Origin of the sequence: Burkholderia sp. BCC1638, from assembly GCF_902833195.1 — a bacterium.
GTDB lineage: Bacteria > Pseudomonadota > Gammaproteobacteria > Burkholderiales > Burkholderiaceae > Burkholderia > Burkholderia diffusa.
This window is the reverse complement of record NZ_CADFEC010000010.1, coordinates 136876-162031: the sequence shown is the minus strand read 5'-3', so window position 1 is coordinate 162031 and position 25156 is coordinate 136876. Positions and strand designations below refer to the sequence as shown.

Sequence of the window (25156 nt, the reverse complement as noted above, 5' to 3'; positions counted from 1 at the left end):
CTTCCTTCAGGCGAGCGGCTGGCCGGTGATGCGCTCGAGCGCTTCCTGGTACTTCGCGGCCGTCTTCTCGACGACGTCGGCCGGCAGTGCCGGTGCCGGCGCGGTCTTGCCCCACGGCTGCGCCTCGAGCCAGTCGCGCACGAACTGCTTGTCGAACGACGGCGGGTTGGTGCCGACCTGGTACTGGTCGGCCGGCCAGAAGCGCGACGAATCGGCCGTCAGCACTTCGTCCATCAGGTACAGCTTGCCGTGATTGTCGAGGCCGAATTCGAACTTCGTGTCGGCGATGATGATGCCGCGCGTCGCCGCGTAGTCGGCTGCTTCCTTGTACAGGCGGATCGAGATGTCGCGGATCGTCGCGGCCAGCTCGGTGCCGATGCGGCGCTCGGTTTCCTCGAACGTGATGTTCTCGTCGTGCTCGCCGAGCTCGGCCTTCGCGGCCGGCGTGAAGATCGGCTCGGGCAGCTTTTGCGCGTTCTGCAGGCCTTCCGGCAGCTTCACGCCGCACACGGCGCCCGACTCCTGGTATTCCTTCCAGCCGCTGCCGGCCAGGTAGCCGCGCACGACCGCCTCGATCATGATCGGCTCAAGGCGCTTGACGACCACGCCGCGGCCCTTGACCTGCTCGACCTCGTCGGCCGAGACGACCGCTTCCGGCGCATCGCCCGTCAGGTGGTTCGGCACGATGTGCGCGAGCTTGTCGAACCAGAAGTTCGCCATCTGGTTCAGCACGCGGCCCTTGTTCGGAATCGGCTCGCCCATGATCACGTCGAATGCCGACAGGCGATCCGTCGTGACGATCAGGAGCTTGTCGTTGCCGACCGCGTAGTTGTCGCGGACCTTGCCGCGACCGAGGAGCGGCAGCGAGCGGAGCGTGGATTCGTAAAGGGTAGACATCGTCTTTTCGCAGATAAGGAGCCAAACAAAAAGGGAAACGCCGTTCCCCGCGGCAGGCGGGAACGGCGGTCTTGCAATGCGTCGGCGAACCGGCGGGCGATCAGGCCCGCCGGCTGCCGGCCGGCCCTTGTTCGGCCGGACGGAACGGCCGCCCCGAGGGCCGGATCGAATCCGGCGCCCGGGCGGCCAGCCCCGGCCCGGCGGCAAGACCGGGCGGGGCAATCGTACTACAGTCTCAGCGCACGACCTGCGCAAGCGCGCCGGACTTGTACTGTTCGGCGATCTTGTCGAGCGACACCGGCTTGATCTTCGCGGCCTGGCCTTCGCAGCCGAACGCGAGGTAGCGGTCGACGCACACCTGCTTCGCCGCTTCGCGCGCGGGCTTCAGGTAGTCGCGCGGATCGAACTTGCCCGGGTTCTCGAACAGGTAGCGGCGGATCGCGCCGGTGATCGCGAGACGCAGGTCGGTGTCGATGTTGATCTTGCGCACGCCGTGCTTGATGCCTTCCTGGATTTCCTCGACCGGCACGCCGTAGGTTTCCTTCATGTCGCCGCCGAATTCGCGGATCTCGGCCAGCAGTTCCTGCGGCACCGACGACGAACCGTGCATCACCAGGTGCGTGTTCGGGATGCGTGCGTGGATTTCCTTGATGCGCTGAATCGACAGGATGTCGCCCGTCGGCTTCTTCGAGAACTTGTACGCGCCGTGCGACGTACCGATCGCGATCGCGAGCGCGTCGCACTGCGTGAGCTTCACGAAGTCGGCGGCCTGCTCCGGATCGGTCAGCAGTTGCTCGCGGGTCATCGTGCCTTCCGCGCCGTGGCCGTCTTCCTTGTCGCCCTTCATCGTCTCGAGCGAGCCGAGCACGCCGAGTTCGGCTTCGACCGTCACGCCGATCGAGTGCGCCATCTCGACGACCTTGCGCGACACCTCGACGTTGTATTCGTACGAGGCGACCGTCTTGCCGTCGGCTTCGAGCGAACCGTCCATCATCACGCTGGTGAAACCGCTGCGGATCGCGCCCATGCACACGGCCGGCGACTGGCCGTGGTCCTGGTGCATCACGACCGGGATGTGCGGATACGACTCGACCGCCGCTTCGATCAGGTGGCGCAGGAACGGCTCGCCCGCGTACTTACGCGCGCCGGCCGATGCCTGCATGATCACGGGCGCGCCGACCTGATCCGCCGCCGCCATGATCGCCTGGACCTGCTCCAGGTTGTTCACGTTGAAGGCCGGCAGGCCGTAACCGTGCTCTGCCGCGTGGTCCAGCAATTGACGCATTGATACGAGAGGCATTGTGGAACTCCTTGGAATGAAAACCGGTGCGCCCTGACGCCGGCGCGGTGCTCGGCCCCGTCGAAACCGGGGCGGCACGGCGCGGCTGAGCGTCGAATAGCCGCATTTTATCGCGAAGCGCCTCCGATTCCGACCGGCCGGTAGCGCGTACTCGCAATTTGTTACCTTCGCACGGCACAATCCGGCCAAAAAACAGAAAAAAAGCCGCGCGGGGCATCAGACCCCGCACGGCTTTCGTCAAAAAAACGGTGCCCGATCGGCTCGGGCGGCCGGTGAACCGGCCGCCGGGCCGGCCCGGCGCATGCCGGCGCTCAATAATGCTCGCCGACCCGCACAATCTTCAGCGTGTTGGTGCCGCCCGCCTGCCCCATCGGCTCGCCGACGGTCAGCACGACCATGTCGCCGTGCTGCACGTAGCCCTGCTTGACGACGATCTCGAGCGCCGCCTGCAGCGCCGAATCGCGATCGCTGTTGAAGTCGACGTGCAGCGGCGTCACGTTGCGGTACAGCGCCATCGTGCGCTCGCTGCCGACGCGCGGCGTCAGCGCGAAGATCGGCACGTGCGTGTAGTGACGCGACATCCACAGCGCGGTCGCGCCCGATTCGGTCAGCGCGACGATTGCCTTCGCACCGAGGTGATACGCGGTGAACAGCGCGCCCATCGCGATCGACTGGTCGATCCGCGTAAACGTGCGGTCGAGGAAATCCTTGTCCAGCTCGACGTGCTCGGACTTTTCCGCCTCGACGCACACGGCCGCCATCGTCTCGATCGTGACGACCGGGTACTTGCCGGCGGCCGTCTCGGCCGACAGCATCACCGCGTCGGTGCCGTCGAGCACCGCGTTCGCGACGTCCGACACTTCCGCGCGGGTCGGCACCGGCGCGTGGATCATCGATTCCATCATCTGCGTCGCGGTGATCACGAGCTTGTTCGACTCGCGCGCCATCCGGATCATCCGCTTCTGCAGCGCCGGCACGGCCGCGTTACCGACTTCCACCGCGAGGTCGCCACGCGCGACCATGATGCCGTCGGACGCGTCGAGAATGCTCTGCAGCGCCGGAATGGCCTCCGCGCGCTCGATCTTCGCGATCATCTTCGGCTTGATGCCGTATGGCGCGCCCGCGATGTTCGCGAGCTGGCGCGCCATTTCCATGTCCGTCGCATTCTTCGGGAACGACACCGCGACCAGATCCGCGCCGAGCGACATCGCCGTGCGGATGTCTTCCATGTCCTTCGCGGTCAGCGCGGGCGCCGACAGACCGCCGCCCTGACGGTTGATCCCCTTGTTGTTCGACAGCTCGCCGCCCACCTTGACGATCGTGTGGATCTCGTCGCCGAGCACGCGCTCGACGGTCAGCACGATCAGGCCGTCGTTCAGCAGCAGCAGGTCGCCCGGCTTCAGGTCGCGCGGCAGTTCCTTGTAGTCGAGGCCGACGCGCTCGTCGTTGCCGAGTTCGCAGCCCGCATCGAGGATGAAGGCCTGGCCCGGCACGAGGGTCGTCTTGCCGTTCTCGAACTTGCCGACGCGGATCTTCGGGCCCTGGAGGTCGGCCATGATCGCGATCTCGCGGCCGACCTTGCGGGCGGCCTCGCGCACCATCTCGGCGCGCTGGCGGTGATCGTCGGCCGTGCCGTGCGAAAAGTTGAGCCGCACGACGTCGAGGCCCGCCTGCATCATCTGCAGCAGAATCTCCGGCGAACTGGAAGCCGGGCCGATCGTGGCGACTATCTTGGTGGCGCGCTGCATGAAACTCCTCATCTGGATCAAGGTGGATGCGCTGGGTGAAACGCTGCGAGAGCCGGAATCGGCGGGCCCAGCGGCGGCCGTTCCGGGGGGCGTGCCGGTGCTTGCGCCCGGCATCGCTTTGTTCTGAATCTCGTGGTGCTGCACGACCGCGTCGCCGGCGGCCGCCGGTGCGCGCGGGGTCGAGTTCGCCCGCGCGGGCGCGCGTTTGCGCTTGCCCGCGCCGGCCGGCTGCTCCGCCTTCGCGGAGCGCGCGGCCCTCGTCACCCCTGCGCGCGCCGCCACGCTCAGGCCGCCCGCGTTTCGAGCACTTCCACTGCCGGCAGCTTCTTCCCCTCGAGGAACTCGAGGAAGGCGCCGCCGCCCGTCGAGATGTAGCTGACCTGGTCATGGATGCCGTACTTCGCGATGGCCGCGAGCGTGTCGCCGCCGCCCGCGATCGAGAACGCGGACGATTTGGCGATCGCTTCGGCGAGCGTCTTGGTGCCGTTGCCGAACTGGTCGAACTCGAACACGCCGACCGGGCCGTTCCAGACGATCGTGCCGGCCTTCTCGAGCTGGCTGGCGAGCGCCTTGGCCGTATCCGGGCCGATGTCGAGGATCATGTCGTCCGCTTCGATGTCGGCGACCTGCTTCACCGTGGCCGCGGCCGTCGGCGAAAATTCCTTGGCCGTCACGACGTCGGTCGGGATCGGCACCGACGCGCCGCGCTCGCGCGCCTCGTCGATGATCGCCTTCGCCTCGGCGACGAGATCGGCTTCCGCGAGCGACTTGCCGATCGACAGGCCGGCCGCGAGCATGAACGTGTTCGCGATGCCGCCGCCGACGATCAGCTGATCGACCTTGCCGGCGAGCGACTTGAGAATCGTCAGCTTGGTCGACACCTTCGAACCGGCGACGATCGCGACCAACGGGCGAGCCGGGTTGCCGAGCGCCTTGCCCAGCGCGTCGAGTTCGGCGGCCAGCAGCGGGCCCGCGCACGCGACCGGCGCGTACTTCGCGATCCCGTGGGTGGTCGCTTCCGCGCGGTGCGCGGTGCCGAACGCGTCATTCACGTAGACGTCGCAGAGCTTCGCCATCTTCTGCGCGAGCTCGTCCGAATTCTTCTTCTCGCCCTTGTTCACGCGGCAGTTCTCGAGCAGCACGACCTGGCCCGGCGCGACGTTCACGCCGTTCTCGACCCAGTTCGAGACGAGCGGCACGTCACGGCCGAGCAGTTCGGCGAGACGCTTCGCGACCGGTGCGAGCGAGTCTTCCGGCTTGAACTCGCCTTCGGTCGGACGACCGAGGTGCGACGTGACCATCACGGCCGCGCCGGCGTCGAGCGCGGCCTGGATGGCCGGCACGGACGCGCGCACGCGCGTGTCTTCGGTGATGTTGCCGTGATCGTCCTGCGGGACGTTCAGGTCGGCGCGGATGAACACCCGCTTGCCGGCGAGCTGGCCGGCGGCGATCAGGTCGGTAAGACGCTTGACTTGGCTCATGTTGAACAGATTGAAGTAGTGGATGGGGAAAGGGGGTTCACGCTGGACGTGCGCGGGCTGCCGCGAAAGGGCGCCGGATGCGGCCGTGGCTGGCGGTTCGCATGACGCGCACGGGTAAAAAATCTCGAACGGGCATTCTAGCCGATCCACCCGGCAGACTGACCCGTGCGGCGGCGAATTCCGCCTATTTGGGATCGTAAGCGGCCGTCGACACATTTCCGCAACGCAACAATACGCGCTTGCCCTTGGCCGGCACCCGGTGGGCGGGCACGGCGATTCGTCAGAAGATCAGCCGCAGCACGGTGAAAACGAGCATCCCGACGACGATCGTGCCGAGCATGCTGCGCCGCCACAAAAACCAGCCGAGACCGGCGAGCGCGGCGTAAAACGGATGGTTGGATAGCGCGAACGACAGCCCGGTCGGCGTTTCGAGCACGTCGGGCAGCACGACCGCGACGAGCGCGGCGGCCGGCGCGTAGCGCAGCGCGCGCTGCGCGCGCTCGGGCAGCACGGTGCGTTCGCCGCCGATCAGGAACAGCGCGCGCGTGACGGCCGTGACGATCGTCATCCCGACGATCACGATCCAGATTTCCGTCGCGCTCATTCGATTTCCTTTTCGTGCACGGTTTCGGTGCGGATGCGGCGCCAGTCGGCGCGTTCGACGAAGAAATCGGCCGTGCACCCGGCCGCGAGCGCGGCCAGCACCGCGATCGGCAGCGCGAGCCGGTACGGCAGGTCGAACGCGATCAGCGACACGATGCCCGCGACCGCGACGGCCGCGAGCGTCGAGCGGTTCGCGACCGCCGACACCATGATCGGGAGCAGTGCGAGCGTGCCGGCCAGCTCCAGCCCCCAGCTCGCGGGAAAGAAGCTCGCGAGCAGGATGCCGGCGAGCGACGACACCTGCCACGACGCCCAGCTCGCGAGCGCCATCCCCCAGAAATACGCCTCCTTGCCCGGCGCGTGGCCGTATGCGAAGCCCTGTTTCTGGAACAGCAGGTAGATCACGTCGCCGTTGAAATAGCCGATCGCGAGGCGCCGCCACAGCGGCAGGTAGGAAAAATGGGGCGCAAGCCCGGCGCTGAAGATCACGAAGCGCATGTTGACCATCGTGGCCGTGAGCAGGATCGTCCAGATCGGCAGCTTCGCGACGAGGAGCGGCAGCACCGCGAGCTGCGACGAGCCCGCGTAGACGAAGATCGACATCGCGCTCGCCTGCCCGAGCGTCATCACCGACTTGCTCATCGCGACCCCGGTGACGAGCCCCCAGGACAGGATCGCCATCAGTGTCGGGGAATAGTCGCGCGCGCCCTGGATCAGCGCGAAGCGGTCGGTGGCGGAGAATCGAGCGAGCATGGGAAGCGGGCCGCGGCGGGCGGTTCGTCGGGCCGCCGGCGCCTCCTGCCGGTACGACCCGTCGTTATTGGAATCGGTACCGGGCGATTATAGCGCCGGCCCCGTGCCGACCGACCGGATCGCCTTCAAATGACGCTAAAATAAGCGTCTTTCCGGCTCAATGCTGCACACAACCCGCTGCACAACTGCTTCCCAGGAGAATCCTATGTCAATGGCCGACCGCGACGGCAAGATCTGGATGGACGGCAAGCTGATCGACTGGCGCGACGCCAAGATCCACGTCCTGACCCATACGCTGCACTACGGCATGGGCGTCTTCGAGGGCGTGCGTGCGTACAAGACGGCCGACGGCAGCACCGCGATCTTCCGTCTGCGCGAGCACACCAAACGTCTGCTGAATTCGGCGAAGATCTTCCAGATGGACGTGCCGTTCGACCGCGAAACGCTCGAAGCCGCGCAGCTCGAAGTCGTCCGCGAGAACAAGCTCGAGTCGTGCTACCTGCGCCCGATCATCTGGGTCGGCTCGGAAAAGCTCGGCGTGTCGGCGAAGGGCAACACGATCCACGTCGCGATCGCCGCCTGGCCGTGGGGCGCGTACCTCGGCGAGGACGGCCTCGCGAAGGGCATCCGCGTGAAGACGTCGTCGTTCACGCGCCACCACGTGAACGTGTCCATGGTGCGCGCGAAGGCGTCGGGCTGGTACGTGAACTCGATCCTCGCGAACCAGGAAGCGACCGCCGACGGCTACGACGAAGCGCTGCTGCTCGACGTCGACGGCTACGTGTCGGAAGGCTCCGGCGAGAACTTCTTCCTGGTGAACAACGGCAAGCTGTACACGCCGGACCTGTCGTCGTGCCTCGACGGCATCACGCGCGACACGATCATCACGCTCGCGAAGGACGCCGGCATCGAGGTGATCGAGAAGCGCATCACGCGCGACGAGGTCTACACGGCCGACGAAGCGTTCTTCACGGGCACGGCCGCCGAAGTCACGCCGATCCGCGAGCTCGACAACCGCACGATCGGCAGCGGCGCGCGCGGCCCGGTCACGGAAAAGCTCCAGTCGGCATTTTTCGATATCGTGTCGGGCAAGAACGCGAAGTACGCGCACTGGCTGACGAAGGTCTGAGTGCGCTGCGCCACCGACCGCCCCACAAAAGAGTGATAAGAGAAAGTCTCATGAGTGAAATCAAGGAAATGCCGCTGGTCGAGCTGACGGCCAAGGATCTCCCCGCCTACTGCCCGAACCCGGCCATGGCGCGCTGGAGCGCGCACCCGCGCGTCTTCATCGACGTGTCGCACGGCGAGGCGCGCTGCCCGTATTGCGGCACGCGCTACAAGCTGCGCGACGGCGAGGTGGTCAAGGGCCACTGAGCCCTGGCCGGGCCCGCGGGCCCGCCGCACGCGAGGCGGCGCAGCCGGAACCCCGGCGCGCCGCCCTTTTCCTGTTCTGACAACCCGAACGCGGTGCATGCGCGCCGTGCTTCATTACGACATCGGAAGTCGACCTGATGCGTCGAGCGCTGGTTATCGCACCGAACTGGATCGGTGACGCATTGATGGCGCAGCCGCTTTTTGCGCTGCTGAAAAAGCTCCATCCCCGCATCGCGATCGATGCCGTCGCGCCCACCTGGGTCGCGCCCGTGCTCGAGCGGATGCCCGAGATCCACGATGTCTACGCGACCGACCTCGCGCACGGCAAGCTGCAGCTGCTGCGCCGCTGGCAGCTCGCGACCGACCTGCGTGACGTCGGCTACGACGCGGCGTACGTGCTGCCGAATTCGCTGAAGTCCGCGGTGATCCCGTGGCTCGCGAACATTCCGCTGCGGATCGGCTACACGGGCGAGCACCGCTACGGCCTGCTGAACGTGCGGCACGCGAACCCGGACAAGTCGGCCGAGCGTCCGCCGATGACGACCCACTACGCGGCGCTTGCGTATGCGCCGGGCGCGAAGCTGCCCGAGTCGATGAAGACGCTGCCCGCGCCGCGCCTCGACGCCGACCTGAACGAGACGGCGCGCGTGTCCGCACGATTCAATCTCGATACGCGCAAGCCGCTCGTCGTGTTCTGCCCCGGCGCGGAATACGGCCCGGCCAAGCGCTGGCCGCCCGAGCACTTCGCAACGCTCGCGACGATCGTCCACCAGTCGTTCCCGTACACGCAGATCGTCGCGCTCGGCTCGCAGAAGGACGCCGCCGCTGCGCAGGCGATCGCCGACCACGCGCCGAACGTGCGCAACCTGTGCGGGCAGACGTCGCTGTCCGAGGCGTGCGCGCTGATCGCGCGCGCGAACGCGGTCGTGACCAACGATTCGGGGCTGATGCACGTCGCGGCCGCCTTGCGCCGGCCGCTCGTCGCGCTGTACGGCTCGACGGATCCGCGCCACACCCCTCCGCTGTCGGAGCTGGCGAAGGTACAATGGCTGCATCTCGAATGCAGTCCCTGCTTCGAACGCGAGTGTCCGCTCGGCCATCTGAACTGCCTGCGCCAACTCGGTCCCGAGCAGGTATTCGGCGATTTGCGCGGCATGCTCGTCGGGCAGCGCTGACCCTGGCCGGCAGCGTCGCACGACGCGCCGGGCAATCCGATTCACCGGTGTACGGCGGCTCCATCCGGGCCGCCGTGCTGAATACGGCGCGCGACGCGCGCGAGAGATAACCCCGATGCCACGTTTTGCCCGCCTTTTCGAAGCCGCTGCCGATACGCTGAACGCTTACTACCAGGCCGTCGCCGATGCCAATCTCGACGCGCTGCTGGGGTTGTGGATCGACGAGGACTTCGCCAGCTGCGTCTGGGCCGACGGCGAGCATCTGCACGGCCTCGACCAGATCCGCAGCGGGCTGGCGAACCGCCTCGCGACGCGTCCCGTGACGATCGAACCGCTCGACATCCGCGTATACGATAGTCTCTGCACCGTCGTCTACACGATCGCCGAGGCGCATCAGCAGGCCGACCTGACGGCCGAACCGGACATGGTTTTCGCCACGTACGTGATGATTCACGAACGGGGCGAGTGGCGCATCGCGCATATTCACGCGAGCCCGATTCCCGAACAAGCGGCCGGACAATTCGCCGCGAAGATCCGTCACGGGCAGGGTCCGCTGCACTGACGAAGAACGAAGCAACGCATTAGCGGGGCGATCATGAGTACGGCTTCTCCGCCCACCTCGCCGCTGACCGGGGCCCCGGCCCCCGACGACGATTCATTGCGCTATCGCGCACCGCGCTGGCTGCCGAACAGCCATGCCCAAACCATCGTGCCCGCGCTGTTCGCACGGCGTCCGGCGGTCGCGTACCGACGAGAGCGATGGGAAACCCCCGACCACGACTTCATCGATCTCGACTGGGTCGCGCATCTCGACAGTGCCGCCCCGGCGCCCGACGCACCGCTGTTCGTGCTGTTCCACGGCCTCGAAGGCAGTTCCGGCTCGCATTACGCGCTGGCGATGATGGCCGCCGCGCGCGCGAAGGGCTGGCACGCCGTCGTCCCGCACTTTCGCAGCTGCAGCGGCGAGCTCAACCGGCAGCCGCGCTTCTACCATCTCGCCGACAGCGCCGAGGTCGACTGGATCCTGCGCCGGCTCGCCGCGCAGCATCGCGGGCCGGTCGTCGCGGCCGGCGTGTCGCTCGGCGGCAACGTGCTGCTGCGCTGGCTCGGCGAGCACCGCAGCGACACGTCGATCGTGCACGCGGCCGCCGCGATCTCGACGCCGATCGACGTGCATGCGGGCGGCCTCGCGCTGTCGCAGGGCTTCGCGATGGTCTATACGCGCAGCTTCCTGAAGACGCTGAAGCGCAAGGCGCTCGCGAAGCTCGACCAGTATCCGGGGCTGTTCGACCGCGACGCGATGCTGCGGGCCGTGACGATGCGCGACTTCGACGAAGTCGTGACCGCGCCGCTGCACGGCTTCGCGGACGCCGACGACTACTGGACCCAGGCCACGACGCGCCCGCTGCTGCCCGCGATCGACGTGCCGACGCTGATCCTCAACGCCCGCAACGATCCGTTCCTGCCCGAATCCGCGCTGCCGAGCGCCGCCGACGTGTCGCCGGCCGTCGAGCTCGACCAGCCCGCGGACGGCGGCCACGCGGGATTCATGACCGGGCCGTTCCCCGGCCGCCTCGACTGGCTGTCGGCGCGGGTGTTCGGCTATTGCTCGAAATTCGTCGACCATGGATGACATCGTCAGGCAGGCCCTCGCCAAGTGGCCGAACGTGCCGCACTGCACCGGCTGGCTGCTGCTCGACCGGCGCGGCGAATGGCGGCTGCGCGACGACGCCGCGCAGGCCGCGGGAGCGCTCGGCTCGCCGGTCCGGCATGCGGCGCTGAACGCGTTCATCGGGCGCAACTACGACTGCGACGCGCACGGCCAGTGGTTCTTCCAGAACGGGCCGCAGCGCGTGTACGTCGAGCTCGCCTATACGCCGTGGGTCGTGCGCCTGGCCGAACGCGACGGGCAACTCGCGCTGGCCGACCAGACCGGCGCGCCGTTCGAACCGGACGCCGCGTGGCTCGACGATGCGGGCGGCGTGCTGTTTCGCGCGGCCGGCACGCCGCCGCGCGTCGCGGCGCTGCACGACCATGACCTCGGCCTGTTCGCCGATCACGCGGACTTCGACGCGACGCCGCCCGTGCTGCGCTGGCGCGACGGGTGCACGCTGTCGCTCGGCAATCTCGCCTGCGCCGACGTGCCCGCGACGTTCGGCTTCGTCGCGAGTCCCGCGCAGCGGGCGCGCCGCAGCTCGCCAGATGGCCGCGACGGCAGCGTCGAAAGCTGACGCGCAACCCACCCTGCCCGCCTGACGGCCGTTATCCGCGGCCGTTCTTCTCGTCCTCGCGCTCTTCCTTGTAGCGCGCCTCGAATTCCAGCAGCCGCGCGCCGATGATCGACTGGTCGTAGAACGACACGTCCTTCGCGTCGCGCGCCTCCTTCAGCTGGCGTATCGCCGACGGCCACGCGCCGTCGAGCGCCAGCTTCTCCGCGAGCGAGCGCCGCCGCGCGAGCACGTCGCCCCGGCCGTCGCTCGCCTTCGCGAGATATTCCCACCAGTCCGGCTGCTCGGGGTCCGCCTGCGCCTCCGTGCGCGCGAGCGTCTGTGCTTCGGCGAAGCGGCGCGCGGCGATCAGCGCCTGCAGGTGCGCGACGATCGCCGCGTGCGACGCCGGCCAGCGCCGCTGCGCGAGCGCCGCGAGCCGCACCGCGTCGTCGGTCCGGCCCGCGCGGCGCGCGATGTCGGCGGCGAGCACGTCGAGGCTCGGCGAACTCGTCTCGGGATCGTCCGCGCGCCGCTCGCGCGCGTCGAATGCGGCACGGGCCGACACGAGCGCCTTGTCGGCCGCGTCGTACTGGCCGAGCAGCATGTTCGCGAGCGCGATCCCGTATTCGTTCGCCGCGACGTTCGGCGCCGTGCGATCGTCGAGCTCGAGCTGCATCCGGCGCGCCTCGGCCGCGATGTCGTTCGGCGCGCGATTCTGCAGAATGCGCAGCCGTGCGCGCACGAAGCCGTATTCGGCCGACTGGCGCGGCTGCCGGTATGGCGCGCGGCGTGCGCGATCTTCCATGTCGGCGATCCGTTCGCCCGTCAGCGGGTGCGTGCGCGCATAGGCCGGCACGCCCGCATCGCCCATCGACGCGCGCTCGAGCCGTTCGAAGAAGCCCGGCATTCCGTACGGGTCGTAGCCGGCGCCGGCGAGCAGCTGGAACCCGACGCGATCGGCCTCGCGCTCCGCCGACCGCGAGAAGCGCAACTGGTTGTCGACCGCGTACGCCTGCCCGCCCATCGCGATCGCGCTGCCGAGATCGCCGCTGCGCGCGAGCACGCCCGCCAGCACGCCGAGCAGCATCGTCGCGAGCGCCGTGTAGCCGGTCTTCTCGTTCGCGCCGATCATCCGCGCGATGTGCCGCTGCAGCACGTGGCCCATCTCGTGACCGACCACCGACGCGAGTTCGGATTCCGTCTGCGTCGTGACGACCAGCCCGCTGTTGATGCCGATGAAGCCGCCCGGCATCGAGAACGCGTTGATCTGCGGATCGCGCACCGGGAACAGTTCGAAATCCGGCATGTAGCCGCCGATGTAGCGCGCGGCCGCCGCGGCTGCGAGCCGCTTCGCGATCGCGTTCAGATAGTCGCGCGCGAGCCAGTCGTCGAGATAGTCCGGATCGCGCCTCACCTCGCGCATCACACGCTCGCCGAGACGCCGTTCGGCCCGCGGCGTGAGCGAACCGCCGGAGCCGTCGCCGAGGTCGGGCAGCTCCAGCGCGCGCAGCGGTGCGCGCAGGCTCGCGACGGGCGCGGACGCGCCATCGGCGCCGGAAAACCGGCTCTCCGCGCCGCCGTAGGTGCCGAATACGCCGGTCGCGATGCCGGACGGCACCGTGGAAATCGACGGTGACTCGCCTGCCGCCGGCTCGAGCGGCAGCGCGGACGTGCGCTGTGCATGGCCGCTCGGCGGCAGCACGAGCGCCGCCGACAGCAACACGGCAAGCAACTGTTTGACACGCATGGCAGGATGAAAGCGACGCCATCCCGCGCGCCGGGCGCGCATCGCGGCGTTTGGTCTGAATATTCGGGTCATTGTACCGGCGACATCGCGACTGTCCCGCGCGGCAAATGCGCCATCTGCGCGCTCGGCGCCGCGAAGGCCACTGCTATGATAGGCGCCCGTTGAAACGTTGGATCGGATCGGGGTGCGGATACGGGATTCGGCGCCCCCGACCGATCGCGAAGCCGGATCGAGGGACGTGCTCGCGCGCGCACTCCGTTCCACTGGAGCAAGACATGTCAGGACTCACCCATTTCGACGCCGCGGGCCACGCACACATGGTCGACGTCGGCGGCAAAGAGGAAACGCAACGCATCGCGATCGCACGCGGCACGATCCGGATGCTGCCGGCGACGTTCGCGCTGATCCGCGACGGCAAGGCGAAGAAAGGCGACGTGCTCGGCGTCGCGCGCATCGCCGCGATCCAGGGCGCGAAGCGCACCGCCGACCTCATTCCGCTGTGTCACCCGCTCGCGCTGACGCGCGTGGCCGTCGACTTCGAACTCGACGACGCCCTGCCGGGCGTGCACTGCGTCGCGCAGGTCGAGACGTTCGGGCGCACCGGCGTCGAGATGGAAGCGCTGACTGCCGTGCAGGTCGGGCTGTTGACCGTGTACGACATGTGCAAGGCCGTGGATCGCGGGATGATGATCACCGACGTGAGCGTCAGGGAGAAACGCGGCGGGAAGTCGGGGGACTGGAAAGCGGAAGAGTAAGGCGTTGATTTAATGTAGATTTCCAAATCAAACTAACGCCTCTCCCGCATTGACGGCTGGCCGGTGCCCCATCGCCCCGGTCACCGCGACAAGGTGAAAAATCCGATCTTGCTCCAATCCTGCTCCACTTGGAGACAGGAATGGCAGCGATACAGCGTAGAAACGACAAATGGCAGGCACGGGTTCGCCGTAAGGGATTCCCGATCGAAGTTAAGACATTCAACACCCGAGCCGATGCCGAACAGTGGGCGCGATTCATCGAAACTGAGATGGACAGGGGCAGTTTCGTCAGTCGCGGGGAAGCCGAAGCCAACACGCTCAAAGACATCATCGAACGCTACATCGCTGATGTGATGCCAACCCGAAAGGGCGCGTCAGATGAAATACCGCGACTTCGGGCGACCTGCCGCACCGGACCTATCCGTCATTTTGTGGGCGGGGCATATCATGAGGTGTGGCGGCCATGGATATGCCGATGAAGAAGAGACAAACCGTAGCGCGTCAGGTAGCGGCCCGAGGGCCGCTGCCTGAACTGCCCAAGGAACTGCTGGACCAGTTGGTCAAGGGTCCAATGTCGCCAGCCGAGGTTCAGGACTTGATGCTGGCGTTCAACAAGGCGGTCATCGAACGAGCGATGGGCGCCGAGATCAATCTGCATCTGGGCTACCCACCTGGCCAGCCCAAGCCGGCCGGCCAAGCCAACGAGCGCAACGGCGCCAGCGGCAAGACAGTCATCACCGATCGCGGCCCGGTTCGGGTCGAAGTCCCCCGCGATCGCGACGGCAGTTTCGAGCCGATCCTGATTCCCAAGCACGAACGCCGCTTTACCGGTTTCGACGAACGCATTATCGCGATGTACGCACGTGGCATGAGTGTGCGCGAGATTCAGGCCTTTCTGGCCGAGAGCTACGGCACCGAGGTCTCGCCCGACTTCATCAGCTCAGTCACCGACGAGGTCATGGCCGACGCGTTGACCTGGCAGAGCCGCCCGCTTGAGGTGATGTACCCGGTGGTGTTCTTCGATGCACTACGGGTCAAGATCCGTGACGACGGCGTGGTCAGCAACAAGGCCGTGTATCTTGCCTTGGGCATTCAGGCCGATGGCCAGCGCGACGTGCTGGGCCTCTGGATCGAGCAGACCGAGGGCGCCAAGTTCTGGCTCAAGGTATTCAACGAGCTCAAGACTCGCGGCTGTCAGGATATCCTGATCGCCGTCGTCGATGGCCTAAAAGGGTTGGCCGAGGCCATCGGCACCGCCTATCCCCGGACCACCGTTCAGACTTGCATCGTGCATCTGATCCGCAACAGTCTCGAGTACGCCAGCTACAAGGACCGCAAGGCGCTCGCCGCAGCACTGCGTCCGATCTACGCAGCCGCCAGCGAAGAGGCGGCAAGGCAGGCGCTGCAAGACTTCGCCGACGGTCCCTGGGGTGCGAAGTACCCGACTGTCGTGCAATCGTGGCAACGCGCTTGGGAACACGTCATACCGTTCTATGTGTTCCCGCCGGAGATTCGACGGGTCGTGTACACCACGAACGCCATAGAAAGTTTGAACATGCAGTTGCGCAAGATCATCAAGACCCGCGGTCACTTCCCGAATGACGAGGCGGCCATCAAGCTGCTCTGGCTGGCGCTGCGCAATGTCCTGGCCAAGACCGTGCGGTCCGCCTTCGACTGGAAATCAGCGATGAACCAGTTTGCTATCCTGTTCGGCGAGCGGTTTATGCAGGCGCGCGGATAACCTGTTGTTCAACCGCCTCGCCCACAAAAATGCGGACAGGTTCAATCGCGGTCGCCGACCACGTAAATCACCTATGCCGTCAGCGCATCCGGTTCGCCCTTCGCTTCGACCAACTGACCGACAGTCGGCCCCGACTGCTGAACATCGAGACGCGGCAACGACTTCACGATCTTCATCGTTTCGAGACTGACCGTCACGACCCGTTGGAACAGTTCCAAGGAGTAGCGTGGATTGTTCATCGTCTCGATGGCGTAGTCGTTCGCATCGTTAACGATGCCGCTACCGCTCTTGCCATCATCAACTCTGACACACTGCCGCTCGACCACCCAATCCAACGCGGGCTTGCCATTGACGACATATTCATAAGCTTCCAGCGGGATACCCTTTACCGTGATCTTGTCGTTGTAGATCAGGGTGGTCAGGTCCTTGTCCTTGCCGTTCTTACCGGGCTTCATCTTCTCGACGCGGTAGTCGGCATCGGTCAAGCGCCGTCCGCCGCTGTCGATTTCCAGCGCGTACTTCTCGACCGTCTCGTAGTTGATGTGCAGGTCGGCCAGCTTCCGGCCAGCCTTCGAGAACACCCAAAAATCAGCAGCCAACTTTACGCACGGGATTCGTGGTAACTCTTTACTGAGATTGTCGGCATAGCGTTCTCGATAGTCCGGCGAATGCAGCAACCCATAGACGTAGTAGAACACGTCTTCCTTGCTTATCTGTTCGCCAGAATATAAGCCTTCAAAGTATGCCAGACCTTCGTCAGTGATGGCGTCGCGACGCTTATGCTTCGTTTCCGAAGTATTGGTAAATTCGGGAGCGTCTTCTAGGAACAGATTTCTCTGCGTCTTGGACTCGGCGCGGTGATCCCCACCTGCGTCAGCAGAGTCGATGTCCGCTATATCGTAGAGATACATGGGAAAGCATTGCCCCTTTTCGATTGTGTCCAGACACGGCAATCGGTCAGAAATCAGTGCAGAGAATCCGCTTCGCGCGCCAACCCCCGATACACAGATCACCCGGTTCTCGGCAGCGGCATCCGGGAAGATACGGGGCATTTGCAGCACCATTTCATTGAAGCGGCGGTTGAAATATAGCCATTGCTTCGTGAACGGTCTGTAGAGACTTTGTGTAAGGCACTCGGGTTCGAAGCCGAATCGTCGATCTTTGACAAGTTCCTGTTTCAATCCACGGGTCCAACTTATCTTCGACGGATCAGTGTCTATAAATCCGTCAACCTTGGCTTCCTTAGTTTTCTTGTCGAGACTTCCGAATTGACGAGTGAAACGATCCACTTCGCTGTCATAGAAGGCAATCATTCGCTTCATATTGGCCGCGACATCCGACCTTGACGAGTTGTAACACCAAGCATCGCGGTTGGTAGCCACCCCCAACGAAAAGCTTTCAAATATCTTTTCGCCGCCACCCTTTTTATCCCCCAACGCCATGTACTCCGCGAATCCGGAATCACGCTGACCGATCCAGTCGCCATGCGAATCGGGAACAACATCCCGCCATGCTTGTGCTTGCGAAATTCCGGCCGTACTGCCGAAACCTTGAAGTGCGCCCAGCTTCTCTTCGCGGGTAAGATCGTCTCCAATGTCGTAGTAGTGAACCTTGCCGTGTTGCTCGGCATCCGGGTTCTTCACAAACAACGTAATGGCAACCCCGGTCATGCTACCGCTACCGAAGATATTCTGGCCTTCCTTTGCGCGCCCCTTGCTGAGCATATTCTTACGAATGTCGCCACGTAAATTCACCACGTAAATGCTGGAGAATTCATTGGCAAGACATCGTCTCACTCCGTCCATCGCGGGCTTCTCCACATAACCCGAACCAGACACAAAGCCGATTAGCCCGCTTTTGCCGACACGATCACTGGCCCAGCGTATAGCGCGAACGTAGCTATCGTACAGACCCTTTGAAAGGGTAGCATTTGAATGCGCAGAATAAGTATCAGCGATGCGCTGATCAAGATCCGGATAGTCCACATTCCGGTTGTTGTCATTTTGGCTACCCTGTCCAATCGAATAGGGGGGATTTGCCATGATGACCCGGATGTCCAATTTCTTCTGGCGCTTTCGGCGGGCGCTGTTCTGCGCCAGCGCGGCGTCAACCAAGTCTTCCTTCTCGTAAAGTTGAAAGGTATCAGCAAGGCAGATACCTTCAAACGGCTGATACGCACCACCTACGATGCCGTGATAGACCGCTTCGATATTGATCGCGGCGATGTAATAGGCCAGCAGGACGATCTCGTTCGCATGTATTTCGTGCTTGTACTTGTGCGGCAGTTCTTCCGGCTTGATCAGACCGCTTTGCAACAGGCGGGTCACGAACGTGCCAGTCCCGACAAACGGATCGATGATATGGACACCCTTGCTACCTAATGTCTGACCAAATTCGGTCCGCAATGCATGTCCCACGCTATGAATGATGAAGTCCACGACTTCGACCGGCGTGTAGACAATGCCAAGTTTGTCTCGAAGCAGCGGGAACGCCTTGGCAAAGAAATTGTTATATAGCTCCACCACGATTTTCTGCTTGCCCAATGCATTGTCGATGCCTTCGGCCCGCATCTTCACGCTCTCATAGAACCGTTCCAGCGTGTCGGCTTCTTTATCCAGTCGGAGTTCTTGCAAAACGTCCAACACGCTCTGCATTGCCAGCGACATCGGGTTGTGCTTCGCGAAGTTGTAGTCTTCAAACAGAGCGTCGAACACGGGCTTGGTGATAAGGTGCTGCGCCAGCATCTCGACAATTTCGCCGTCAGTGATGCTGCCGTTCAGGTCGTCACGCAGTTCAACAGCGAATGCATTGAACGCTTCCCGTTCCTTCGTGTTCTCGGGATTCTCGATGATGCCGGTGATGCGGTCGATGTGGGTCCGGGCGATCTTCGCGATGTCGTTCGCCCAGTCTTCCCAGTGGTGTCGGTTGCCGACCTTCTGCACCAGCTTGGCATAGATTGCCTTCTCGATTTCGCCGATCTCGAATTGCAGTTCCTGTTGATCAGGTTCCGTGCGCTTCTTAACCGCTTCGCCGATGGTGAACCCGCCCTTACCGGCATCCTTGTTCTTTGGCCCCTTGCCTTTCTGCTGCTTCTTCTGGATTTTGTCGGTGATCGCGATGACTTCCATCTTGCTGGTGTCTTTCCCGATCAGATCGAGCTTATTCACCATCGCGTCGAAGCGGTCATCGTGCGAACGCAGGGCTTGCAAGACCTGCCAGACCACGGCATAGGTCTTGTTGTCGTTCAGGGCTTCGTGTGGTTCGACGCCAGCCGGGATCACTACCGGCAACACCACATACCCACGCTTCTTCCCCGGTGCGTTGCGCATCACGCGACCGACCGACTGCACCACGTCAACCTGAGAGTTACGCGGCGTCAGAAACAGCACGGCATCCAGCGCAGGAACGTCTACACCTTCCGACAAGCAACGAACGTTACTGAGAATGCGGCAGGTGTTTTCCGGCGTCTCAGCTTTCAGCCACGCCAGTTTCTCTTCCTTCTCGCTGGCATTCATGCCGCCGTCAACGTGTTCGGCTTCGCAGTGAAGTCGGGCGGCCTGTTCAAACTCTTCGGTTTCGTCAGATTCCTGATAGGCTTCGACGACCGCTTGGAACATGTTCTTGATCTGCTTCGAGCTAACCTTGTGCGTCTTCGCTCCCTTCGAGACTTCGATGACCTGACAGAAGGCCACTGCACGCTTCATGGGGTCGCCGTCGCCGACCAAGTCTTCGGTCAATCCCTGCTTCGATAGAGCCTTCCAGCAGCCAACGATCTTGGCCGCATCATCCACCTTCAACTGGTTGTTCTCGTCCTTCAGCAGGTCTTGCAGACGCCGGTTGACGTGCGTCTCTTCGACAGCCAGCACGATCACCTTGTAATCGACCAGCAACCCGCGCTTCACGGCTTCCGAGAAGGTGATGACGAACAATTCTTCGCCGTACAGTGCCGCGTTGTCCATCGAACAAAGCGCCACGTTGTCCCGTTCAGCCGTGGCCTTGGCCGAATCCCCATAGATACGTGGCGTCGCCGTCATGTACAGGCGCTTGGCAGCGCGGATGTAATCAGCGTCGTGGACCCGAACAAAGGTGCTTTCGTCGTCATCGCCGAAGGTCGCGCCGGTCGTGCGGTGTGCTTCGTCGCAAACGATCAGGTCGAAGTCGGCCAACCCGAACTGCTTCTGCGCGCGGCTAATGACATCAATCGAGTGGTAGGTCGAAAACACAACGCTCATGTGCGACACGTCGTGCCGCTTTGCCATCTCAGCAGCCAATCGGGCCGAATCCGTCGTGGCCGGGTAGCGCAGTTCGTGGACAAAAGTTTGCACCATGTCGTCTTCTTTCTTGCGCTTCTTGCCAACGTCGCTGTCGGAACAGACCGCGAAGCTATGAAGCGGCGTCTCACTCTCCTGCGTCCACTCCGTCAGGGACTGCGAAAGCAGCGACAGGCTTGGAACAAGGAACAGTACACGCTTGCCCGCACCGGCCAACGTTTCGGCAATCTTCAGGCTGGTAAACGTCTTCCCGGTACCACAAGCCATAATCAGCTTGCCACGGTCTGCATCCGCCAGACCATGAACAACGGCGTTCAGTGCATTGGCCTGGTGCGGGCGTAGCTGCTTCTTCGCCTTGATGACCGGCGCAGCCTTGGGCTGATACTGGGCCCAATCGATCTGGCTCTCTTCAAGAGCCGTCAGGTCGATCTTGCTAACTGGCGGCTGCTGATCCAGCAAGGCATCTTCGGCGTGTTCGCTCCAAAGATTCGTCGTGGCGACGATGATCCGGCGCGTGAATGGCTTCTTGCCCGATGCCGTGAAGAAGCTGTCGATGTCGCCTTTCTGGACCTTGTGGTTCGGCGCGAACAACTTGCACTGGATCGCATGGAACTCGTCCGTGCCACGCGTCTTCGCCACAAGGTCGATACCCGTGTCGCGCTTGTCCAGCCCTTGCAGGTCAGCCCATTCCGCATAGGTCCAGACATCGCTGTACAGGTCGCGGTACGTAGCTTCGTTCCGCAAATAGGTGACGATCAACTCTTCGAAGTAGGTTCCCTTCTCCCGTTCAGTAACGGCGGCTTGGCGGAAGGTATCGAGAAGCATTTCGAGTGCGGTCATAGTGCTGAGGTGCTTGTTATTGTGACGAATACGCCACGAAGCCGACATTATGCCTTTCGGCCAATCAGTACACATCTGAGGCATTCACGAAGCACGGGCGAGCAACGCGGGCATCGAGACTGACGTAGTGCCAGTGCTGCGCATCACCCAGCTTCGGTGCATGTCCAAGAATGCGACTCTGGCATCCCATACGACTCATCGCGTAAACTTTTGCGCTGGCGTCGGAATAGCAGATTTTCTTGTTCTAACCCTGCTCCAACGCCGCTCCACCCAACCAACCGGATTGGTCGAGATCGAATGCAAAATCACCAATAAGTCTTTGATTTATAACTATAAAATCAGGGATAGAATCCGCACCAAGACATGTGCAAGGCCGTGGATCGCGGGATGATGATCACCGACGTGAGCGTGCGGGAGAAGCGCGGCGGGAAGTCGGGGGACTGGAAAGCGGAGGACGCGGCGGGCTGAGCGGCCGCGGGGGCGGTCGGTTGGGGCCCGGTACGACCCACGCCCGACCGTCGTTCGACTGCATGACGTGCGCGGCCTCCCCTGTCAGGCCAACGCGCTGACCGTATTTGAAATATCGTTGAAAGGCAAATTCGAGATAACTGCCGTTTATCTCATACAATTACCGGATTCCGCACGGGAGAGCGTGCGACCCAGCACAAAAAAAGCGAGCACGGGTGATGAATTCGCAAGCATTGAGAAACGCGCTGCAGGCCGGGCCGATCCAGGACGAACGACTCGTCAAGCTGGAGACGCCGCTCGGCCCTGACGTCCTGCTGCCCCATCGCGTCAAGGGACGATCGCGGCTTGGGCGTCATTTCGAGTTCACCGTCGACGCCGTGTCGGTGTCCGACGATATCGAGCTCAAGAAGCTGATCGCACAGCCCGTCACGCTGCGGATCCAGCAGGCCGACAAGTCGTACGCGCCGCACCACGGGTATGTGCACGCGGCCCGCCGGCTCGGGTCGGACAGCGGCCTCACGCACTATCAGATCGTCTTCGCGTCGTTCCTGCACTTCCTGAAGTTCCGCCGCGACCAGCGCATCTGGCAGGACAAACCCGCCGACGAGATCATCGCCGACGTCCTGAACCAGCACCCGCAAGCCAAGGGCTGCTTCGACTTCAGGCTCCACCGGCCGCTGCCGTCGCGCTCGTTCTGCATGCAATACGAGGACGACTGGAACTTCGTGCACCGCCTGCTGGAATCGGAAGGCCTGTACGGTTTCTGGGAGCAGGCGCAAGACGGCAAGTCGCACAAGCTCGTCGTCGTCGACACGATCGACGCGCTGCCCGCGCTGTCGCCGCAGACCCTGCGCTTTCATCACGCCGGCGCACACGACGAGGCCGACACGCTCGTCCAGTTCTCCGGCACGCGCACGCTGCGCAGCGTCGAGCGCACGACGCGCACGTTCGACTACAAACAGCCGCCCACTGCGTCGAATCCGAAGGCAACCCACACGCCGACGATCGCGAACCAGGGCGACCTGCCGCAGCAGCTCGAAGTCTACGAATACACCGGCGCCTACACGTACCCCGAACAGTCTCGCGGCGACCATCTGTCGAAGATCTGGATGGAGGAGCAGGAGTCGCTTGCGAAGCGCTTTCACGGCATCGGCGGCGTCCGGCGCATGGACGCGGGACGCACGTTCGAGCTAGCCGATCACCCCGAACACGACAAGGACGATGCCGGCCAGCGCCGCTTCGCCGTGATCGAGACAGTCTGGCGCATCGCCAACAACCTGCCCGTCGGCAATCGGCAGGCCAGGTTCCCGCATAGCCTGCAGACCGAAATCGACGATCTCGTGCGGGCCGGCGGTGCGGACCTGCCGCACGTCCGGCATCCGGATGGCAGCGAGGGCATTTTTCAGGTCAGCATCGAAGCGCAGCGCACGACGGTGCCGTTCCGCAGCCCGTTCGAACATTCGAAGCCGCCGATGCATCTGCAATCGGCGATCGTCGTCGCGCCGCAAGGCGAGGAAGTCCATACCGACGAACTCAACCGCATCAAGGTTCGCTTCCACTGGGATCGTCTCAACGACGGCGACGAGAAGGCCTCGTGCTGGCTGCGCGCCGCCGCGTCGGATTCGGGCAATGGCTATGGCGCCGTTCACCCCCATCGCAGCGGCGAGGAAGTGCTGGTCGATTTCCTCGGCGGCGACTGCGATCGTCCGATCGTCGTTGGAAAGCTGTACAACGGCGCGACCCGTCCGCAATGGCACAGCAACGGGATCCTGTCCGGATACCGGTCCAGGGAATATTCGGGCGTCGGCTTCAACCAGCTGGTGCTCGACGACGCGACGTCGCAGAACCGCGTGCACCTGTACAGCAGCCAGGCAAACACGCACCTGCACCTGGGCTATCTGATCGACCATACGGGCAACGACCGCGGCAGCTATCTCGGCAGCGGCTTCGACCTGCGCGCCGACGCATTCGGCGCGGTTCGCGCGAACCGCGGCCTGTACGTCACGACGCATCCGAAACAGCCGGCGAGCCAGCCGCTCGACGTGAAGGAAACGCAAGAGCAGCTCGTCAGGGCGGAAGGCCTGATGGAAGCGATGTCGGAGGTCAGCGCGCAGCATCAGGGCGAGTCGCTCGACGCCGGCCACTCGGCGCTGAAGCAGTTCAGCGACGCGACGCAGAACAGCGTGAGCGGCAGCGCGTCGGGCGGGCGAACCGGCGGCGGCGGAACCGGCAGCGCCAATGCGTTCAAGGAACCCGTGATGCTGTTCGGCAGCCCGGCCGGCATCGCGCTGTCGACGCAGCAATCCGTGCAGTTCGCCGCGGACCGGCACGTCAACCTCGTCAGCGGACAAAGCACGCACGTCGCTGCCGGGAAGTCGCTGATCGCGAGCGTCCTCGACCGGATCAGCCTGTTCGCGCAGAACGCAGGCATGAAGCTGTTCGCCGGCAAGGGCAAGGTGGAAATCCAGGCGCATGCGGACAACATCGAACTGACTGCGCAGAAGGCGCTGAAACTGGTGGCGGCCACGCAGTCGATCGAAGGCGCGGCGGCGAAGGAAATCCTGCTGACGTCCGGCGGCGCCTACATCCGCATCGCGGATGGCAACATCGAGGTGCACGCACCCGGCAAGGTCGACATCAAGGGCGCGCAGCACGTGTTCGACGGCCCCACGCACCTGTCGCAAACCCTGCCGACGTTGCCGAACTCGAGCGGCAACTACGACCAGGCGTTCATCGCGCACTGGGCCGGCACCGACATTCCGGTCGCGAACACGCGATACCAGATGTTCTCGAACGGCGCGCTGATCTCGGAAGGCGTCACCAACGCGGCTGGCGAGACGGGGCTCACGCAGAGCCACGTGCCGCATGACGTCATCGTCAAGTTCTTAGGGAAATCGAATGGCTGACGTGCAACAGAAGGACAACGTGCTGGGTACCGGCGCGGGGATGCTGACGCCGACGGGGTACAAGGATCGGCCGAAGGTGGCTATCCAGATCTGCGACAAGCATGTCACGCCGGCACCGAAATGGATCGTCGGCACTTGTCCGTTCTACTATCGGCCACTTCATGGCGCCTATCTGGAGACGGTCGAAAAGGTCAGCATGTCGAGCATTTGGTCGACCATCAAGGGCTTCGCGCTATCGTGGGATCCGTGGACCGACTCCGATGTTGCGCACAAGCTCCTGCACCGGCGCGAGCGATTGATAGAGCCGGAGAGTTCGGATTCCGACTGGTCGCGGCATGGAAACTTCATGATGCGTCATGTCGGATGCGGGCATAAGCCGCCCGACTACTACATCAGCTACGGCTACTACTACTGTTCCGACTATGGAGCGAACCTCTACCCTCGACTCAGCCCCCAGGGAAAGGCGTGGTTGAACAAAGCGAGGAAGCTGCTTCAGGTCAACATGGAAGACGGACTGAATCAAAACATGATGGGCAATACGATCCAGATGGCCAGCCCAACACCGGGAAACGGTGGCGTCGATATGACGTGGCCGCAGTTCGAGCTGGAAATGAACACCGAAAAGTTCAAGGAATTCGCATTCAAGACGCACCCGATGGCCTATCTGGACGGCGGGCTGGCGGACCTGCCGATCATGGATCTCGTCAGGATCGGAACGCGTCCAAACATTCAGGAATGGGGCGACGGCAGAACGTGGGGACAGGCGCGCGATTCGGCCATTCCCGTTCTCAGGAACAAGGCCGAGGGGTGGGACGTCGACGATCCGGTCGGCAAGGCGCTCGGAAGGCTGCTGGTGAAGTGACATGCAAATGGGAAAACGATGGCTT

20 protein-coding genes and 1 pseudogene are annotated in these 25156 nt (G+C 64.0%); 13 read left to right on the top strand and 8 right to left on the bottom strand.

Going from position 1 to position 25156, the window contains the following annotated elements; all coding sequences use genetic code 11:
• Nucleotides 1-6: 6 nt before the first annotated feature.
• The 3 genes from HWX22_RS14680 to pyk all read right to left on the bottom strand — a co-directional run bounded on the left by HWX22_RS14680 (nucleotide 7) and on the right by pyk (nucleotide 3945).
• Complete coding sequence (locus tag HWX22_RS14680; RefSeq protein WP_059820348.1) at nucleotides 7-897, bottom strand: phosphoribosylaminoimidazolesuccinocarboxamide synthase; 891 nt, start codon at nucleotides 895-897, stop codon at nucleotides 7-9.
• Nucleotides 898-1132: 235 nt separating this feature from the next.
• On the bottom strand, nucleotides 1133-2197 hold the full coding sequence (gene fba, locus HWX22_RS14675; RefSeq protein WP_059690613.1) for a class II fructose-bisphosphate aldolase: 1065 nt from the start codon (nucleotides 2195-2197) through the stop codon (nucleotides 1133-1135).
• Nucleotides 2198-2508: 311 nt separating this feature from the next.
• Nucleotides 2509-3945 (bottom strand): pyruvate kinase, encoded by a 1437-nt coding sequence (pyk, locus tag HWX22_RS14670; protein WP_059447904.1) that lies wholly within the window; start codon nucleotides 3943-3945, stop codon nucleotides 2509-2511.
• On the opposite strand from pyk, the gene HWX22_RS32245 reads away from it, so the two are divergent.
• Entirely contained in the window at nucleotides 3944-4072 is a 129-nt protein-coding gene (locus HWX22_RS32245) for a hypothetical protein (RefSeq protein ID WP_256097633.1), read from the top strand. The genes pyk and HWX22_RS32245 overlap by 2 nt on opposite strands.
• Nucleotides 4073-4229: 157 nt before the next feature.
• Here the strand turns inward: HWX22_RS32245 and HWX22_RS14665 are convergent, their stop codons facing one another.
• The 3 genes from HWX22_RS14665 to HWX22_RS14655 all read right to left on the bottom strand — a co-directional run bounded on the left by HWX22_RS14665 (nucleotide 4230) and on the right by HWX22_RS14655 (nucleotide 6782).
• On the bottom strand, nucleotides 4230-5426 hold the full coding sequence (locus HWX22_RS14665; RefSeq protein WP_006481732.1) for a phosphoglycerate kinase: 1197 nt from the start codon (nucleotides 5424-5426) through the stop codon (nucleotides 4230-4232).
• Nucleotides 5427-5706: 280 nt separating this feature from the next.
• A complete protein-coding gene (locus HWX22_RS14660) occupies nucleotides 5707-6030 on the bottom strand; it encodes an AzlD domain-containing protein (protein ID WP_175915884.1) in 324 nt (107 codons plus the stop codon).
• Nucleotides 6027-6782 carry an AzlC family ABC transporter permease gene (locus HWX22_RS14655; protein WP_175915883.1) on the bottom strand — a complete coding sequence of 252 codons (756 nt, stop codon included), beginning with the start codon at nucleotides 6780-6782 and terminating at the stop codon, nucleotides 6027-6029. The genes HWX22_RS14660 and HWX22_RS14655 overlap by 4 nt, the downstream gene beginning before the upstream one ends.
• Before the next feature lie 205 nt (nucleotides 6783-6987).
• On the opposite strand from HWX22_RS14655, the gene HWX22_RS14650 reads away from it, so the two are divergent.
• From HWX22_RS14650 to HWX22_RS14625, 6 genes are all read left to right on the top strand, one after another.
• Nucleotides 6988-7911 carry a branched-chain amino acid transaminase gene (locus tag HWX22_RS14650; protein ID WP_059447778.1) on the top strand — a complete coding sequence of 308 codons (924 nt, stop codon included), beginning with the start codon at nucleotides 6988-6990 and terminating at the stop codon, nucleotides 7909-7911.
• A gap of 50 nt (nucleotides 7912-7961) precedes the next feature.
• Entirely contained in the window at nucleotides 7962-8156 is a 195-nt protein-coding gene (locus tag HWX22_RS14645) for a zinc-finger domain-containing protein (protein ID WP_006749970.1), read from the top strand.
• 137 nt (nucleotides 8157-8293) lie between these two features.
• Nucleotides 8294-9331 (top strand): lipopolysaccharide heptosyltransferase II, encoded by a 1038-nt coding sequence (gene waaF / locus HWX22_RS14640; protein WP_059527997.1) that lies wholly within the window; start codon nucleotides 8294-8296, stop codon nucleotides 9329-9331.
• Nucleotides 9332-9446: 115 nt separating this feature from the next.
• Nucleotides 9447-9893: a nuclear transport factor 2 family protein gene (locus HWX22_RS14635; RefSeq protein ID WP_175915882.1), complete on the top strand. Its 447-nt coding sequence runs from the start codon at nucleotides 9447-9449 to the stop codon at nucleotides 9891-9893.
• A gap of 33 nt (nucleotides 9894-9926) precedes the next feature.
• Nucleotides 9927-10964 carry a hydrolase gene (locus tag HWX22_RS14630; protein WP_059528000.1) on the top strand — a complete coding sequence of 346 codons (1038 nt, stop codon included), beginning with the start codon at nucleotides 9927-9929 and terminating at the stop codon, nucleotides 10962-10964.
• Entirely contained in the window at nucleotides 10957-11562 is a 606-nt protein-coding gene (locus tag HWX22_RS14625) for a DUF2946 family protein (RefSeq protein WP_175915881.1), read from the top strand. Before HWX22_RS14630 ends, HWX22_RS14625 begins: the two co-directional genes overlap by 8 nt.
• Nucleotides 11563-11593: 31 nt before the next feature.
• Here HWX22_RS14625 and HWX22_RS14620 read toward each other — a convergent pair whose 3' ends face one another.
• Complete coding sequence (locus tag HWX22_RS14620; protein WP_175915880.1) at nucleotides 11594-13288, bottom strand: M48 family metalloprotease; 1695 nt, start codon at nucleotides 13286-13288, stop codon at nucleotides 11594-11596.
• Nucleotides 13289-13563: 275 nt separating this feature from the next.
• Between HWX22_RS14620 and moaC the strand changes: the two genes are divergently transcribed.
• The 3 genes from moaC (at nucleotide 13564) to HWX22_RS14605 (ending at nucleotide 15784) form a co-directional block, all read left to right on the top strand.
• Nucleotides 13564-14043 carry a cyclic pyranopterin monophosphate synthase MoaC gene (moaC, locus tag HWX22_RS14615; RefSeq protein ID WP_175915879.1) on the top strand — a complete coding sequence of 160 codons (480 nt, stop codon included), beginning with the start codon at nucleotides 13564-13566 and terminating at the stop codon, nucleotides 14041-14043.
• A gap of 140 nt (nucleotides 14044-14183) precedes the next feature.
• Nucleotides 14184-14522, top strand: a complete 339-nt coding sequence (locus HWX22_RS14610) for a hypothetical protein (RefSeq protein WP_175915878.1) — start codon at nucleotides 14184-14186, stop codon at nucleotides 14520-14522.
• The gene (locus HWX22_RS14605; RefSeq protein WP_175915920.1) at nucleotides 14513-15784 is read left to right on the top strand and encodes an IS256 family transposase; all 1272 of its coding nucleotides are present in this window, start codon (nucleotides 14513-14515) and stop codon (nucleotides 15782-15784) included. Before HWX22_RS14610 ends, HWX22_RS14605 begins: the two co-directional genes overlap by 10 nt.
• Before the next feature lie 71 nt (nucleotides 15785-15855).
• Here the strand turns inward: HWX22_RS14605 and HWX22_RS14600 are convergent, their stop codons facing one another.
• Nucleotides 15856-20895 carry a type ISP restriction/modification enzyme gene (locus HWX22_RS14600; protein ID WP_175915877.1) on the bottom strand — a complete coding sequence of 1680 codons (5040 nt, stop codon included), beginning with the start codon at nucleotides 20893-20895 and terminating at the stop codon, nucleotides 15856-15858.
• Nucleotides 20896-21255: 360 nt separating this feature from the next.
• Between HWX22_RS14600 and HWX22_RS14595 the strand changes: the two are divergent.
• From HWX22_RS14595 to HWX22_RS14585, 3 genes and pseudogenes are all read left to right on the top strand, one after another.
• A pseudogene (locus HWX22_RS14595) lies at nucleotides 21256-21363 on the top strand (cyclic pyranopterin monophosphate synthase MoaC); the annotation flags it as partial.
• Between the two features lie 218 nt (nucleotides 21364-21581).
• On the top strand, nucleotides 21582-24269 hold the full coding sequence (locus tag HWX22_RS14590; protein WP_175915876.1) for a type VI secretion system tip protein VgrG: 2688 nt from the start codon (nucleotides 21582-21584) through the stop codon (nucleotides 24267-24269).
• Nucleotides 24262-25131: a hypothetical protein gene (locus HWX22_RS14585; protein WP_059690619.1), complete on the top strand. Its 870-nt coding sequence runs from the start codon at nucleotides 24262-24264 to the stop codon at nucleotides 25129-25131. The genes HWX22_RS14590 and HWX22_RS14585 overlap by 8 nt, the downstream gene beginning before the upstream one ends.
• The last annotated feature ends 25 nt before the right edge of the window (nucleotides 25132-25156 follow it).

Bases quoted from the DNA above. Each gene is read 5' to 3' on its own strand.
- HWX22_RS14680 (WP_059820348.1), bottom strand. From the start codon at position 897: ATGTCTACCCTTTACGAATCCACGCTCCGCTCGCTGCCGCTCCTCGGT.
- fba (WP_059690613.1), bottom strand. From the start codon at position 2,197: ATGCCTCTCGTATCAATGCGTCAATTGCTGGACCACGCGGCAGAGCAC.
- HWX22_RS32245 (WP_256097633.1), top strand. From the start codon at position 3,944: ATGAAACTCCTCATCTGGATCAAGGTGGATGCGCTGGGTGAAACGCTG.
- pyk (WP_059447904.1), bottom strand. From the start codon at position 3,945: ATGCAGCGCGCCACCAAGATAGTCGCCACGATCGGCCCGGCTTCCAGT.
- HWX22_RS14665 (WP_006481732.1), bottom strand. From the start codon at position 5,426: ATGAGCCAAGTCAAGCGTCTTACCGACCTGATCGCCGCCGGCCAGCTC.
- HWX22_RS14660 (WP_175915884.1), bottom strand. From the start codon at position 6,030: ATGAGCGCGACGGAAATCTGGATCGTGATCGTCGGGATGACGATCGTC.
- HWX22_RS14655 (WP_175915883.1), bottom strand. From the start codon at position 6,782: ATGCTCGCTCGATTCTCCGCCACCGACCGCTTCGCGCTGATCCAGGGC.
- HWX22_RS14650 (WP_059447778.1), top strand. From the start codon at position 6,988: ATGTCAATGGCCGACCGCGACGGCAAGATCTGGATGGACGGCAAGCTG.
- HWX22_RS14645 (WP_006749970.1), top strand. From the start codon at position 7,962: ATGAGTGAAATCAAGGAAATGCCGCTGGTCGAGCTGACGGCCAAGGAT.
- waaF (WP_059527997.1), top strand. From the start codon at position 8,294: ATGCGTCGAGCGCTGGTTATCGCACCGAACTGGATCGGTGACGCATTG.
- HWX22_RS14635 (WP_175915882.1), top strand. From the start codon at position 9,447: ATGCCACGTTTTGCCCGCCTTTTCGAAGCCGCTGCCGATACGCTGAAC.
- HWX22_RS14630 (WP_059528000.1), top strand. From the start codon at position 9,927: ATGAGTACGGCTTCTCCGCCCACCTCGCCGCTGACCGGGGCCCCGGCC.
- HWX22_RS14625 (WP_175915881.1), top strand. From the start codon at position 10,957: ATGGATGACATCGTCAGGCAGGCCCTCGCCAAGTGGCCGAACGTGCCG.
- HWX22_RS14620 (WP_175915880.1), bottom strand. From the start codon at position 13,288: ATGCGTGTCAAACAGTTGCTTGCCGTGTTGCTGTCGGCGGCGCTCGTG.
- moaC (WP_175915879.1), top strand. From the start codon at position 13,564: ATGTCAGGACTCACCCATTTCGACGCCGCGGGCCACGCACACATGGTC.
- HWX22_RS14610 (WP_175915878.1), top strand. From the start codon at position 14,184: ATGGCAGCGATACAGCGTAGAAACGACAAATGGCAGGCACGGGTTCGC.
- HWX22_RS14605 (WP_175915920.1), top strand. From the start codon at position 14,513: ATGCCGATGAAGAAGAGACAAACCGTAGCGCGTCAGGTAGCGGCCCGA.
- HWX22_RS14600 (WP_175915877.1), bottom strand. From the start codon at position 20,895: ATGACCGCACTCGAAATGCTTCTCGATACCTTCCGCCAAGCCGCCGTT.
- HWX22_RS14590 (WP_175915876.1), top strand. From the start codon at position 21,582: ATGAATTCGCAAGCATTGAGAAACGCGCTGCAGGCCGGGCCGATCCAG.
- HWX22_RS14585 (WP_059690619.1), top strand. From the start codon at position 24,262: ATGGCTGACGTGCAACAGAAGGACAACGTGCTGGGTACCGGCGCGGGG.